The 12,719-nt window shown below is 72.4% G+C and carries 11 protein-coding genes; 4 read left to right on the forward strand and 7 right to left on the reverse strand.

The window, feature by feature from the left end; genetic code table 11:
- The first annotated feature begins 23 nt into the window (after positions 1-23).
- A complete protein-coding gene (locus tag WDZ95_RS11725; RefSeq protein ID WP_425778584.1) occupies positions 24-1,196 on the forward strand; it encodes a HupE/UreJ family protein in 1,173 nt (390 codons plus the stop codon).
- 7 nt (positions 1,197-1,203) lie between these two features.
- Here the strand turns inward: WDZ95_RS11725 and WDZ95_RS11730 are convergent, their stop codons facing one another.
- The gene (locus WDZ95_RS11730; RefSeq protein WP_166225418.1) at positions 1,204-1,818 is read right to left on the reverse strand and encodes a LysE family translocator; all 615 of its coding nucleotides are present in this window, start codon (positions 1,816-1,818) and stop codon (positions 1,204-1,206) included.
- Positions 1,819-1,969: 151 nt separating this feature from the next.
- Here WDZ95_RS11730 and WDZ95_RS11735 point away from each other — a divergent pair, with 151 nt between their 5' ends.
- The gene (locus WDZ95_RS11735; RefSeq protein ID WP_425778586.1) at positions 1,970-3,223 is read left to right on the forward strand and encodes a PQQ-dependent sugar dehydrogenase; all 1,254 of its coding nucleotides are present in this window, start codon (positions 1,970-1,972) and stop codon (positions 3,221-3,223) included.
- Complete coding sequence (locus WDZ95_RS11740) at positions 3,223-3,798, forward strand: c-type cytochrome (RefSeq protein ID WP_425778588.1); 576 nt, start codon at positions 3,223-3,225, stop codon at positions 3,796-3,798. Before WDZ95_RS11735 ends, WDZ95_RS11740 begins: the two co-directional genes overlap by 1 nt.
- 9 nt (positions 3,799-3,807) lie before the next feature.
- Here the strand turns inward: WDZ95_RS11740 and WDZ95_RS11745 are convergent, their stop codons facing one another.
- The gene (locus tag WDZ95_RS11745) at positions 3,808-5,793 is read right to left on the reverse strand and encodes a hypothetical protein (RefSeq protein ID WP_425778590.1); all 1,986 of its coding nucleotides are present in this window, start codon (positions 5,791-5,793) and stop codon (positions 3,808-3,810) included.
- A 173-nt stretch (positions 5,794-5,966) separates the two neighbouring features.
- On the opposite strand from WDZ95_RS11745, the gene WDZ95_RS11750 reads away from it, so the two are divergent.
- Complete coding sequence (locus WDZ95_RS11750) at positions 5,967-6,605, forward strand: hypothetical protein (RefSeq protein WP_425778592.1); 639 nt, start codon at positions 5,967-5,969, stop codon at positions 6,603-6,605.
- A gap of 1 nt (position 6,606) precedes the next feature.
- On the opposite strand, the gene WDZ95_RS11755 is transcribed toward WDZ95_RS11750, so the two are convergent.
- From WDZ95_RS11755 to WDZ95_RS11775, 5 genes are all read right to left on the reverse strand, one after another.
- Positions 6,607-8,748, reverse strand: a complete 2,142-nt coding sequence (locus tag WDZ95_RS11755) for a hypothetical protein (protein WP_425778594.1) — start codon at positions 8,746-8,748, stop codon at positions 6,607-6,609.
- A 12-nt stretch (positions 8,749-8,760) separates the two neighbouring features.
- Positions 8,761-9,240: a CesT family type III secretion system chaperone gene (locus WDZ95_RS11760; protein WP_425778596.1), complete on the reverse strand. Its 480-nt coding sequence runs from the start codon at positions 9,238-9,240 to the stop codon at positions 8,761-8,763.
- 145 nt (positions 9,241-9,385) lie between these two features.
- The gene (locus WDZ95_RS11765) at positions 9,386-10,471 is read right to left on the reverse strand and encodes a C4-dicarboxylate TRAP transporter substrate-binding protein (RefSeq protein ID WP_287468172.1); all 1,086 of its coding nucleotides are present in this window, start codon (positions 10,469-10,471) and stop codon (positions 9,386-9,388) included.
- 85 nt (positions 10,472-10,556) lie between these two features.
- The gene (locus tag WDZ95_RS11770; protein WP_425778598.1) at positions 10,557-11,540 is read right to left on the reverse strand and encodes a Bug family tripartite tricarboxylate transporter substrate binding protein; all 984 of its coding nucleotides are present in this window, start codon (positions 11,538-11,540) and stop codon (positions 10,557-10,559) included.
- A 26-nt stretch (positions 11,541-11,566) separates the two neighbouring features.
- On the reverse strand, positions 11,567-12,709 hold the full coding sequence (locus WDZ95_RS11775) for a CaiB/BaiF CoA transferase family protein (protein ID WP_425778600.1): 1,143 nt from the start codon (positions 12,707-12,709) through the stop codon (positions 11,567-11,569).
- Positions 12,710-12,719: the final 10 nt, after the last annotated feature.

Raw genomic sequence — 12,719 nt, forward strand, 5'->3', positions numbered from 1 at the left:
GCCCCTTCGTGGAGACCACACCCATGGGCCTGCTTCGCCCCTTGATCACCCGCACCCTCGCGGCCGCCACCACCGCGCTGGCCTGCCTGCTGCCCCTGCCGGCGGCCCACGCCCACAGCAGCAGCAACGCCTACCTGAGCCTGCAGCCGCGCGGCGACGCGCTGGTGCTGCGCGCCGACGTCCACCTGCGCGACGCCGACCTCGCGCTCGACCTCGACACCGACCGCGACGGCCAGGTGCGCTGGGCCGAGGTGTCGCCCCGCTCGGCCGAACTGCTGGCCTGGCTGCGCAGCGGCCTGGCGCTGCAGGCCGGCGACCGGGCCTGCGAGCTGCAGCCCATCGACCTGCTCGCCAGCGAGCGCAGCGATGGCCACTACCTGAGCGCCGAATGGACCGTGGCCTGCGCCACGCCGCGGCCCACCGGGCTCGCGCTCACCTACAGCCTGCTGTTCGAGCGCGACGCGCTGCACCGCGCGCTCGTGAAGATCGAGGTGCCGGGCGCCGAGGGCAGCGCCGTGCTCGCGCCCGACCGGCCGCAGACCGTGCTGCTGCCCGAGCAGCCCAAGACCGCGTTGCAGGTCTTCGGCCACTACGCGGTGGAAGGCGTGTGGCACATCTGGATCGGCTTCGACCACATCCTGTTCCTGCTCAGCCTGCTGGTGCTCGCGCCGCTCACGGCGCAGCGGCGCACGGCCGCCTCGCGCGCGGTCGACTGGCGGCCCCAGCCCGCGCTGCGCCCGGCCCTGTTCGACGTGCTCGCGGTGGTCACCTCGTTCACCGTGGCGCACTCGATCACCCTGGGCCTGGCGATCTTCGGCGTGGTGTCGCTGCCCGCGGTGCTGATCGAAACCGTGATCGCGGCCTCGGTGGTGCTGGCCGCGCTCAACAACCTGCTGGGCGGCTTCTCGCTCAAGCGCTGGCGCCTGGCCTTCGTGTTCGGCCTGATCCACGGCTTCGGCTTCGCCAACGTGCTGCTCGACCTCGAACTGCCGGCCACCCAGCTCGCGGTCGCCCTGGGCGGCTTCAACCTCGGCGTGGAGCTGGGCCAGCTCGCGATCGTGGCGGTGTTCTTCCCGATCGCCTGGGCGCTGCGCCACACCCGCTTCTACCAGCGCGGCGTGGTGGTGGGCGGCTCGATCGGCATCGCCCTGGTGGGCAGCTGGTGGATCGCCGAGCGGCTGGGCCTGATCGGCTGAGGCGGCGTCAGCCGCGCAGCGGCAGCGCGAGGCCGATGGCCATGAACACGCCGCCGCAGGCGCGGTTGAAGGTCTTGCCCACGCGCTGCAGCCAGGGGCGGATGCGGTGGGCCGCGCCTGCGATGAAGCATTCGGTGGCCACCTCGACCAGCGCGAAGGTGCCCGCCATCACCACGAACTGCGGCCACAGGGCGCGCGCGGGGTCGATGAACTGCGGCAGGAAGGCCGCGAAGAACAGGATGCCCTTGGGGTTGGTCACGGCCGACAGAAAGCCCTGGCGGAACAGCACGCCGGCGCGCACCGGCCCGCCCGCCGAGGCCGCGAGCGTGTCGCCCAGCGGCGGCGAGCGCCACACCTGGATGCCCAGCCACACCAGGTAGGCGCCGCCCACCCACTTGAGCACCGCCAGCCAGCCCAGCGAGGCCTGCAGCAGCGCGCCGATGCCGAACATGGACAGCGCGATCAGCACCACGAAGCCCAGCGCCCCGCCCGCGATGGTGAAGCGCGTGAGCCGCTGACCGTGCAGCGCGCCGTGCGTGAGCGCCAGCAGGCCATTGGGGCCGGGCGACAGCGACAGGCCGAGCGCGGCGACGAGGTAGATGAGCCAGGTGTGGAAGTCCATGGGGGGTTGCTCGCTATCGCACCGATAGGGGAAAGCCCGGGCCCGATGAGGGTTTGCCGCGATGCGGGTGGCCCCGATTGTCGCCAGCATTTCGTAGGCATGCCAACCATTGGCCTGCCTGCGAACAACTCGAATCTTCAGGAGACCCCGCATGATCAAGACCCTCGCCCGCCCGGGCGTGCTGGCCGCCGCCGTGGCGCTCGCGCTCGTGGGCTGCGCCCAGCAAAAGGCCCCCACCGCCGCGGCCCCGGCCGCCCCCGCGGCCCCCGCCGCTGCCGCACCGGCCTGGCAGCAAGGCATGCCCGCGAGCATGGCCAACTCCAACCTCGCGCCGCTGGCCGGCAAGATGACCGTGACCCCGGCCGAGCAGATCCCGATCGACCGGATCAAGCTGCCGCCGGGCTTCAAGGTGGAGATCTGGGCCACCGGCCTGCCCGGCGGACGCGCCATCGCGGCCGGCGACAACGGCAAGTACTACGTGGGCACGCGCGGCATCGGCCGCGTCTACGAGGTCAGCGACAACGGCAGCGCGCGCAGCGTGCGCACCGTGGTCGACAAGCTCAACCAGCCCGCGGGCGTGGCCTACCGCAACGGCTCGCTCTACGTGATGGCGATCGACAAGGTGCTGCGCTTCGACGGCATCGCCACCAACCCCAACGCCCAGCCGGTGGACATGACGGCCGCCTTCAAGCTGCCCAAGGAACAGCACCACAACTGGAAGTACATCGCCTTCGGCCCCGACGGCAAGCTCTACGTGCCCTTCGGCGCGCCCTGCAACATCTGCGAACTGCCGAGCAACGAGTACGCGCAGATCCGCCGCTACAACCCCGACGGCTCGGGCATGGAGGTGGTGGCCACGGGCGTGCGCAACAGCGTGGGCTTCGACTGGCACCCGCAGACCAAGGAGCTCTGGTTCAGCAACCACGGCCGCGACTGGCTGGGCGACGACACGCCCAACGACACCCTGCACCGCATGCGCGCCACCGGCCTCAACCACGGCTTCCCCTACTGCCACGAAGGCAAGCTGGCCGACCCCGACGTGAAGAAGGCCAACGCCTGCGCGGGCGTGGAGCCGCCCGTGGCGCTGATGGGCCCGCACGCGGCCAGCATGGGCGTGACCTTCTACACCGGCACCATGTTCCCGCCCGAGTACCGCAACGTGCTGTTCAACGCGCGCAAGGGCTCGTGGAACCGCACGAAGAAGATCGGCTATGACGTGGTGATGGTGAAGGCCACGGCCGACGGCAAGAACGCCCAGGTGGTGCCCTTCATGACCGGCTTCATGAACGAGGCCGACCAGAGCTTCTGGGGCCGCCCGGCCTACCTGCTGCAGATGAAGGACGGCTCGCTGCTGGTCTCGGACGAACAGCTCGGCGCGATCTACCGCGTGAGCTACGCCCGCTGATGCGCCGCGCGCTGCTGCTGTGCGCCGCGCTGCTGGCGGCGTGGTCGACCCCCGCATCGGCCCAGGCGCTCGGCGAGCGCCTGGCCGCGTGCGCGGCCTGCCACGGCGCCGGCGGCGCGCCCGCGCCGCTGCCCAACTCGCCCACGCTCGCGGGCCAGCCCGCGCTGTTCATCGAGAACCAGCTCGTGATGATCCGCGAGGGCCTGCGCGACGTGCCCGCCATGAAAGGCCTGCTCGACGGCGTGAGCGACACCGACCTGGCCGCGATGGCGAAACACTTCGCGGGCCAGCCGCTCAAGCCGCAGCCGGGCCCGCGCGACGCCGCGCGGTTCGCGCGCGGCGAGCAGGTGGCCAACGGCAACCGCTGCGCCAGCTGCCACCTGCCCAACTACGCGGGCCGCGAGCAGATGCCGCGCCTGGCCGGCCAGCGCGAGGACTACCTGCTGCACTCGATGCGGCAGTTCCTGAACGGCCAGGCCACGGGGCGCGACACCATCATGGCCGCGTCGCTGCGCGGCCTGAGCGACGCCGACCTCCAGGCCATGGCGCACCACTTCGCGCAACTGCCGCCCTGAGCGCCGCGCTCACTCGGTTTCGGACAGCGGCGGCAGGGGATCGTTGATGCGCAGCAGCGAACGCTGCATGTCCCCGTAGCCGGCGTCTTCGGCCGCCCGCTGACCCAGGCCGCGCACGGCCTCGTCCAGGTGCTGGAGCGCGCCGCGCACCGCGCGCTCCGAGCGCTCGACGGCGGCGTCCTCCGCGGAGCGGCTGTCCGAGCCGGACTCGAGCCGGGTGGTGGTGCTGCGCTCGGCCTCGGCGTCGAACTCGACCGCCGAGCCGATCTCGGGCAGCGGCGGCAGCCCGATGTCGGCCGGCGGCCTGTCCGGGTGCCCGGCCGCTGCGTCGGCCTCGCCCGCACCACCGGCGGCCGGCGCGCCGCGCCCCTGCGCCCACCGCGCCACGCCCGTGGTGGCGCCGGCCGCGAGCTTGAGGCCGAACTGCAGCGGCATGCGCAGCGACCAGCTGCCGATGAGCCAGCTGCCTGCGAAGAGGTTGCCGTACAGCGCCTGCCGCGCGAGGGTGTCGGACACCCCGGGCCCGCCCTGCGCCTGCGACAGCACACCCGTCGCATAGGCGAGGTTGGTCGCGGCCAGCGTCTTCATCTGCGTGACGTAGGGCAGCAGGCTCAGCACGTTGGCCGCCACGCGCGTGCCCTGGTGCAGGCGCCGCCCGGGCGAGGCCATGGCCACGAGGTTGTCGCGCACGGTCTTGCGGTCGCGCGCGAGCCAGCCGCTTTCGCCCAGGCGCTCGAGCTGGGCGATGGCCTTGCGGTGCGCGGCGATCGCGGCCGTGATCGTGGCGTCGCCTTCCTGCAGGGCGATCAGCAGGGTGTGCTGGGCCTCGCTGAGCACGGGCAGCGCGTCCAGGATCTGGATGTGGCGGCGCAGGTGCTCGGCCCGGAAGTCGTCGAGCGCGTCGATGCGGGCCTGGCGGGCCGCGATCTTGGCCTCGCGCGCGCGGCGGGTCTGCACGCCGCCGTCGGGCCGCGTGGCGCCCGGCAACAGGGTGCGCGAGACGTTCTGCTGCACCGCCGTGAGCGAGCCCCCCACGGTGGCGCCGAAGAGCAGGTGGTTCGCGAAGTTGGCCATCGAAAACGCGTAGGCCTGTTGCAGGCCCCAGGCCGTGCTGCCCGCGGCCACGGCCTCGAGGATCTCGATCGCCACGCGGCCCGCGCCCATGTAGGCGATGGCGAACCAGAGAAAGGCCGCGTCGTCGACGAGAAAGCTGCGGCCCGCGATGCCGGCCACGGTCAGCGCGTCGATGGGGCGATCGCGCAGATCGCCCGGCACCGCGCCCGCGAGGTGGTCCATGCGCGCGGGCCGGCCCAGGCGCTCCCAGGTGGCCAGCACCACGGCGTTCATGCGCTCGCAGGCGTCTTCGCGCTCGGCGGGGGTGCCGCCGATGCCGGCGGCGATCCAGTCGGACAGGGCGTCGGTGTAGGTCTGCCAGGCCGCGCTGTCGGGTGAACCGTAGGCCGCGCCCCAGTTGGCGCGCACCATACCGCCCACCGCCTCGCCGAGCGTGCCGTGCAGCGTGGGCGCCACCAGGCCGTACACCGCCGAGGCCGCGGCCATGCTGTGCGGGGCGATCAGTGCCGACAACAGCGAGCCGATGGCGAACGAGGCCGAGAACACCCCCGCGCCCGCGAGGTAGTTGAAGCCGAACTGCGACGCCCACGAGGGCACCTCGACCTCGGCCGGCTGCGCGACCGCCTCGCGCACGGACAGCGGCACGCGCTGCCGCGCCGTGTGAAGGACGTCGTCGGGCAGGTCCTCGTCCTGGCCGATGCGCGAAAGCACCAGCAGCTTGGAGAGCCCGGGCCGGTACGGAACCGGGCGGTAAGGGGGGACGGGCACCTCGCTGTCGGACGCCTCGGCCCCGAGCAGGCTGGCCTGCTCGCCGGGCGGCTCGCCCGCACCGGTGGGGCCGCTGTCGCTGTGGCTGCGGCTGTGGCCGTGGCTTTGCCGCCCGGGCGAAAGCGGCTTCACCTGCGGGTCGGTCTTGCTCACCGGCTGCAGGCGTGGCTTGGTGGGGGACCCCTGGAAGGAGGCGGGTGCGCTGCGGGGGGATTTGGGAATCAAGGCGCGTTTCCTCGGTCGGGGAGCAAGACCGCCTGAGTGCGGCGATGCGAGGCCGCGGTTCCGTCACTTCGGCATCAAGGCCCGCCCTTACCATCGCGCCGATGAACACCCCCACCCTGCCCTGGCGCCAACGGCTGTTCGCGCGCTTCGACACGCAGGCCCTGCGCGACATCGCGGCCGCGCCCGCGGCGACCGGCGCCGAGCCCGCCGGCCTGCGCGAGGCCTTGCAGCGCTGGAGCCACGCGGGCCTGGGCAGCGGGCGCGCGCCCTGGTGGCGGCCCCATGCCCTGCCCGAGGTGGCGCTGCGCTTCGGCTGCGCGGCGCTGGTGGCGCCCGGGCCCGGGCCCGCGCTGCACGCCTGCCAGCGCTTCGCGCGCGACCTCGACCGCAACGACGAGCTCGCCGCCCTCGCCGCGCGCTCGCGCTGGGCCGGCCTGCGCCTGAAGCTCGCGGTGAAGTGGCACGAGCTGTGGTGGTGGCGCGCGCGCCACCCGCGCCAGCCCTGGGACTGCGGCGAACTGCGGGACGCGCCCGAAGCCCTGCGCCGTTTCGTGCCGCGCCGGCCCACGCTGCTGCTGGCCGTGGGCCTGGCCCCCGATCGCCTGCGCGAGACCGCGGCCCTGCTGCAGGCGCGCAGCGCGGCCTACCCGCAGCCCGTGCGCCTGCTGTGCCTGGTGCACGACGCGGCCGACGCGCCGCCGGGCGCCGCCCTGATCGGGGCCCAGGCCGCGGCGCGCTGACTCAAGCGGGCGCCTCGCCGCCGCCGCTTGCGCTGTCCTCGCTGTCGCGACCGCGGCGCGAGTCCTCGATCTCGGCCTTGATCACCGCGTTCAGCGCGGTGAGCAGCTCGATCGTGCGCTGAGGGCCGCGGCGCCGGTGCAGGTCGGCGAGGTTGCGCTCGAGTTCTTCCTGCCCCTCCTCGAGCGTGGTCCTGATGCGCACGGGCGCACCGCTGGCTTCGCCCCCGTCGCCTTCGCTGTCGGGCATGAAGAACGGCCCCACCTCGGTCTCGACCACGGAACTCTGCACCGCCTGTGCGGAGCGATGGGCCTCGGTGTCGGCCTCGGTGTCGGCCCCGGTGTGGGCCTCGGTCGGCGGCTCGGCCACCGCGGGCATGCGCATCACCTCGTCGGCCGGCGTGCCGCGCCAGCGCTGGTACAGACCCGCACCGATGCCATGGCCGAACTTGAACCCGGTCTGCAGAAACGTGCGGCCGTACCAGAAGCCGATCAGCCGCGAGCCCATGAAGGTGTTGGCCAGCGCGACCTGCTGCGCCTGTTCGGCCGTCACCGCCGGGCCCCCGTGCTGCGCGGCCACCAACTGGTGTGCATGGGCCGCATTGGTGGCCGCCAGGCCCGCCATGCTCGCCACATAAGGCATCAGGCAGGCGACGTTGCCCGCCAGGCGCGCCATCTGGTTGCGCCGCAGCGGGGGCGAGAACAGGGTGCGCATGTTGGCGCGAAAGGTCTGGTCGTCGCGCTTCAGGCGGCTGAGCTCGCCCTGCCGCTGCAGGTGCGCAATCTCCGCCTCGCGCCGCGCCACCGCGGCCTCGATCAGCTTCATGGCCTCGCACAGGGCCGTGTGTTCTTCGTCGTGAACGGGCGAGAGCGGCGCCAGTTCGTTGGCGCGCCGCGTCGCCGCCTGGTTGAGCCCGGTGTGGTGGTCGCGCAGCACCTGGATGCGAGCACGCAGCGCCGCCACCTTGCGCTCGCGGGCCTGCGTGCTGTGCACGCCGCCATCGGGCTGCACCGCGTCGGGGTAGACGAGGCTGCGCATGGCGTTCTGCTGGACCGTGGTGAACGAGCCGCCCATGCCCGCGCCCCAGGCGAGGTGGTTGAGGAAGTTGTAGAACGAAAAGCGGTAGGCCTCGCGCAGGCCCCACTCGCGCGCGCCCTGCGCCACCTGCCGCAGCAACTCCACCGCGACCCGGCCCGCGCCCGCGTAGGCAATGGCGAACCAGGCAAAGGCCACCTCGTCGACCAGAAAGCCCATGCCCATGGCCTTGAGCGGCGTGCGCAGGTCGATCAGCTGTGCGCGCAGGTCGATCGTGTGCGCGTCGCCCAGCGCGTCGGTGTGTGCGGGCCGGCCCCAGCGCCGCCAGAGCTGGATCACCTCGGTGTTGAAGCGTTCGCAGGCGTCTTCCAGGCCCGCGCGATCGCCCGCGCAGCGCGCCTGCAGCCAGTCGGCCAGCGCGTCGCTGCAGGCGCGCCAGGCGTCGGTGTCGGGCGAGCTGTAGGCCGCGCCGCGGTTCTTGCGGATCATCATGCCCACGGCCTCGCCCATGGAGCCGTGCAGCAAGGGGGCGACGAGGTCGAACAGCACACCCGCCGCCAGCGGGTTCAGCGGGCTCACCGCGGCCGATGCCAGCGAGCCGATGGCGAACGAGCTCGCGTACACGCCCGCGCCGGTGCAGTAGTTGTAGGCCAGCTGCCACAGGCGCGGCGCGGCTTCGATGTCGGGCGGGGCCGTCGCCTGGGCGCGCGTGGTGTGCAGCACGAGGGCCGAGTGCCCGTACACGGGCTCGATCTGGCGGCCCAGTTCGCGCAGCAGGGGCTGGCGCGGCGAACGCGGCACATAGCCCGGCGGCGGCGGGCCGGCGCGCTGGCGCGGCGGGCGGCGGCGCGAGTCGCGAGGGCTCAGGGGCGGCGTCTCGGGGGGTGTCTCGGGCGGTGTTTCCGGTGGCGTGAGCGACAGCGTGACGGGCAGTGTGTCGTCGTTGCTGGCCGAGCCATCGTCCGTGCCCTGGCGATCGATCGCCGCGGGTTCGTGCTGCGCCAGCACGCTGGCGCGGTTCGGCTGCGAGGGGCTGCGCCCATGCGCGGCCACGGGTTCGCGCGGGCGCATGGGCAGGGTGAAGCTGCGCGGAATGCCGGTGCGTTGCATGGGGCGATCCCCTCAGGCGCGCAGGGCGTGGCGCAGCGGGTCGGGGCCGTGGGCGGCGTCGGGTGCGTCGTCGAACGTCTCGTGCGCGTCGCCCACGAGCAGGCTGTCGCGCCACTCGCCGGCCTGCGCCGCCGTGGCCTTCACGATGGCCGCGAGCGCCGCCGCCTGCGCCCCGGCCGGCCCCCAACGCACCGTTTGCGACAGCACCACCGTGTCGCGGAACGGGTTGAGGCCGAAGCGCAGGTCGGCCTGATCGGCGCTCATGAGCTGCACCTGCAGCAGGCGGCGGTACACGTCGAGCGCCTGGTCGGGCGCGACCGCACCGATCTCGGCCACCACCACCGGCCAGCTCAGGCCCTCGCCGTGGTGCAGCGCCACCAGCACACCGTCGATCTCGACCGTGTGGCCCTGCGCCAGCGCGTTCACATCGTCCAGGCCCAGGGCCTGGCTGGCCTCGCGGCACAGCCGCGCCATGTCGGGTAAGGCGTTCATCGTTCGCTCCTCTGAATTGGTATGGGAAAAAAAAGCGGGCCCTGAGAGGCCCGCCCTTGAGTGATCCGGGTGCATACCCGGTTCCGGTATTTCCCCACCCCTGTGCCAGAGGTGTTCGATTGGTGATCGCCGCGCCCGCGCGGCCTCACTTCTCCCAGTCGCGCTCGGGCTTGGCGCCACGCGCCTTGACCGCGGCCATGTACTGGGTGAGCAGCGCGCGGGCCTGCACGCCGCGGGCCTCGTTGTTCTTCACCCACTCGCCCGCGAGGTTGGGCATGTTGTCGATCCACTTGCGGCGGTCGGCCTCGGACATGGGCGTCACGGTCACGGGCGGGTTCTGCGTCTTGCCGAGTTCGACCATGCGGTTCATGGCGGTCTGGTGGCGCTGCAGCAGGTCTTCGCCGTGGCGGCGGGTGTACTCGGCGCCGGCCTCGCGCATGGCCTGCTGCACCTCGGGCGGCAGCTTGGCCCAGCTGTCCTTGTTGATGGCCACACCGCCCGAGAACACCACGCCCATGTTCACCTTGGTGATGTAGGGCGCAACCTCGTAGACCTTGGCCGGCAGGATGCCGGTGGCCAGCGAGACCACGCCCTCGCTCACGCCGGTCTGGATGTCGGTGTAGTAGGTGGTGAGCGCGCCGTCGACCGGCGTGGCGCCCACGCCGCGCAGCCACACGCCCAGGATGCCCGGCGCCGACAGCTTGCGGCCCTTGAGGTCGTCCACCGACTTCACCGGGTTCTTGGTCCAGATGTCGTAGGTGTCGGAGCCGGTGGCGCCGAGGAACACGATGTTGTACTTGTCCCACTCGGCCTTGAAGGCCGGGTTCTTCTCGATCATCTCGGTCATGGCGCCGAGCACGATGCGCGGGTCGCTGGTGGTGAACGGCGTGTGCGCGCTCAGCTGCGACAGCGGCATCTTGGCGGGCTCGAGGTAGCTGAACACCCAGCCGATGTCGGTGATGCCCTGCTCCACGCTGGTGAGCGTGGCATTGGCCTTGTAGAGCTGCCCGCCAAAGGCCTCTTTCCACTGGATCTTGTACTTGCCGCCCGCGGCGAGGCGCTTGTCCACCTCGGGCATGAACACGTCCTTGATGAAGCCGACCCACGGGATGGTGGTGGGATGGCTGGACGCCACGGTGAGGTTGATCACCTGCTGGGCCGAGGCGGCCCCGGACAGGGCCGCGGCCGCCAGCGCGATGGCCGTGAGGCGGACGAAAGTCGAACGTTGCATGCTTGTCTCCGTTTGTGGTTGGGGATCGATCGCTCTGTCAAATCGCTCTGTCAAATCGCTCTGTCAAATCGCGCCGGCGCCGCGCTCAGTCCACCTGGGCGCCCGACTGCCGCACCAGCGCGGCCCACTTGGCCACTTCGCTGCGGCCGAAGGCGTCCATGGCCTCGGGGCCGAGCGGGCGCTGTTCCACGCCCTGCGCGGCCAGCTTGCCCGCGGTGTCGCCCTTGGTGAGCGCGGCGGCGGTGGCCTGGCGCAGCCGCGCCAGCACCGGCGCGGGCGTGGCCGCGGGCGCGTACAGCATGAACCAGGCGACCAGGTCGAAGTCGCTGCCGGTCTGCTCGGCGATGGTGGGCACGTCGCGCGCGGCGGCGCTGCGCTGCGCGCTGGACACGCCGAGCGCGCGCAGCTTGCCGGCCTGCATGTGCGGCAGCACCGCGGCCGGGTGGTAGAACATGAAGTCGGCGCGGCCGGTCATCACGTCGTTCATGGCCATGCCGCCTTCCTTGTAGGGCACGTGCAGCATCTGGCCGCCCAGGCGGTTCTTGAGCAGTTCGCCCGCGAGGTGGCCCGAGGTGCCGTTGCCCGCCGAGGCGAAGGTGGCGCCCTGCCCCTGCGCGGCCTTGGCTTTCAGGTCGGCCAGGGTCTTGAGCGGCCCGTCGCCGGCCACCACGAGGAAGGTGGGCGTGTAGCCCACCAGCGCCACGGGCGCGAAGTCCTTGAGCGGGTCGTAGCTGAGGTTCTTGAACAGCGTGGCGTTGATGGCGTGCGTGCCCACCGTGCCCATCACGAGCTGGTAGCCGTCGGCCGCGCCGCGCGCCACCTGGGCCGAGCCCACGGTGCCGCCCGCGCCCGCGCGGTTGTCCACCACGATCGATTGCCCGAGCTCGCGGCCCAGGCCTTCGCCCACGATGCGCGCAATGATGTCGGTGGTGGTGCCGGGGCCGAAGGGCACCACCACGCGCACCGGGCGGTCGGGGTAGCTCTGGGCGGCCGCGGGCAGCGCGAAGGCGCCGGCCGCGGCGCCCAGCGTGATCAGGGCTTCTCGGCGGTTGGGCAGGGAACGGGTCATGCGGTGGTCTCCGGTTTTTTGGGGGGTCAGCGTGCGGCTTGGGGCCAGCCTTGCGCGTACAGCGCGTTGTGCTCGCCCAGCGTGGGCGGCGGCGTCACCTGCAGGTTGCGCTGGCCGTCGAAGCTGATGGGCGAGCGCACCGTGCGCGAGGGGCCCATGGTGGGGTGCTGCATGTCCACGAACAGCTGCAGGTGCCGGGCCTGCGGGTCGTCGGGCACCTCGTCGGTGCGGTACATGGGCGCGTGCGGCACGTCCTGCGCGAGCAGGCGTTCGCACCACTCGCTGCGCGGGCGGCGCTTGAAGATGTCGCGCAGCACGCCGATCAGCGCGTCCTGGTGGGTGATGCGCGCGAAGCGGTCGCAGAAGCGCTCGTCCTCGAAGATGTCGGGCTTGTCCATGGCCAGCGCCAGGCCCTGCCAGAACTTCTCGGGCGAGGACATGTGCAGCGCGATCCACCCGCCGCAGGCGCATTCGAGCACGTAGCTCTGCGACACGCTGGGCCGGCTGTAGGGGCCCATCACCTCGCCCACCGAGAACAGGTGGGTGAAGGCGTCGAGGTTGAAGTGGGTCATGGCCTCGAACATGGACACGTCCACGCGCCGGCCCTCGCCGCTGGCGTGGCGCGCGTGCAGCGCGCCCAGGATGCCGAAGGCCGCGTAGTAGCCGGTCATGGCGTCGGCGATGGCCGGGCCCACCACGCGCGGGTTCTCGGGGTTCACGAGCAGGCGCAGAAAGCCGCTGGCGGCCTGGGCCACGGTGTCGTAGCTCGGGCGGCTGGCCGACGGGCCGTCGGGCCCGAAGCCGCTGATGGCGCAGTAGATCAGGCGCGGGTTCATCCCGCGCAGCCGCGCCTCGCCGGCGTGGATCTGCTCGGCAAAGCCCGGGCGGAAGTTCTGGATGTAGACGTCCGCGCCCTCGATGAGGCGGTCGAAGGTGGCGCGGTCTTCGGGCTTGCGCGTGTCCAGCGCCACGCTGTGCTTGTTGCGGTTGTAGGTCTGGTAGTGCGGGCTGTAGAGCCCGCCCTTGAAGGCGCGGAACGGATCGCCCGTGCCGGGGAGTTCCACCTTCACCACCTCGGCGCCCATGTCGGCCAGCACCATGGCGGCCGCGGGGCCGGTGATGAAGGTGCCGTGTTCGACCACGCGCAGGCCTTTGAGTACGGAGGTCATGGCGGTGTCC

The sequence above is a fragment of the Hydrogenophaga sp. T2 genome (assembly GCF_049843535.1).
Lineage (GTDB): Bacteria > Pseudomonadota > Gammaproteobacteria > Burkholderiales > Burkholderiaceae_C > Hydrogenophaga > Hydrogenophaga crocea.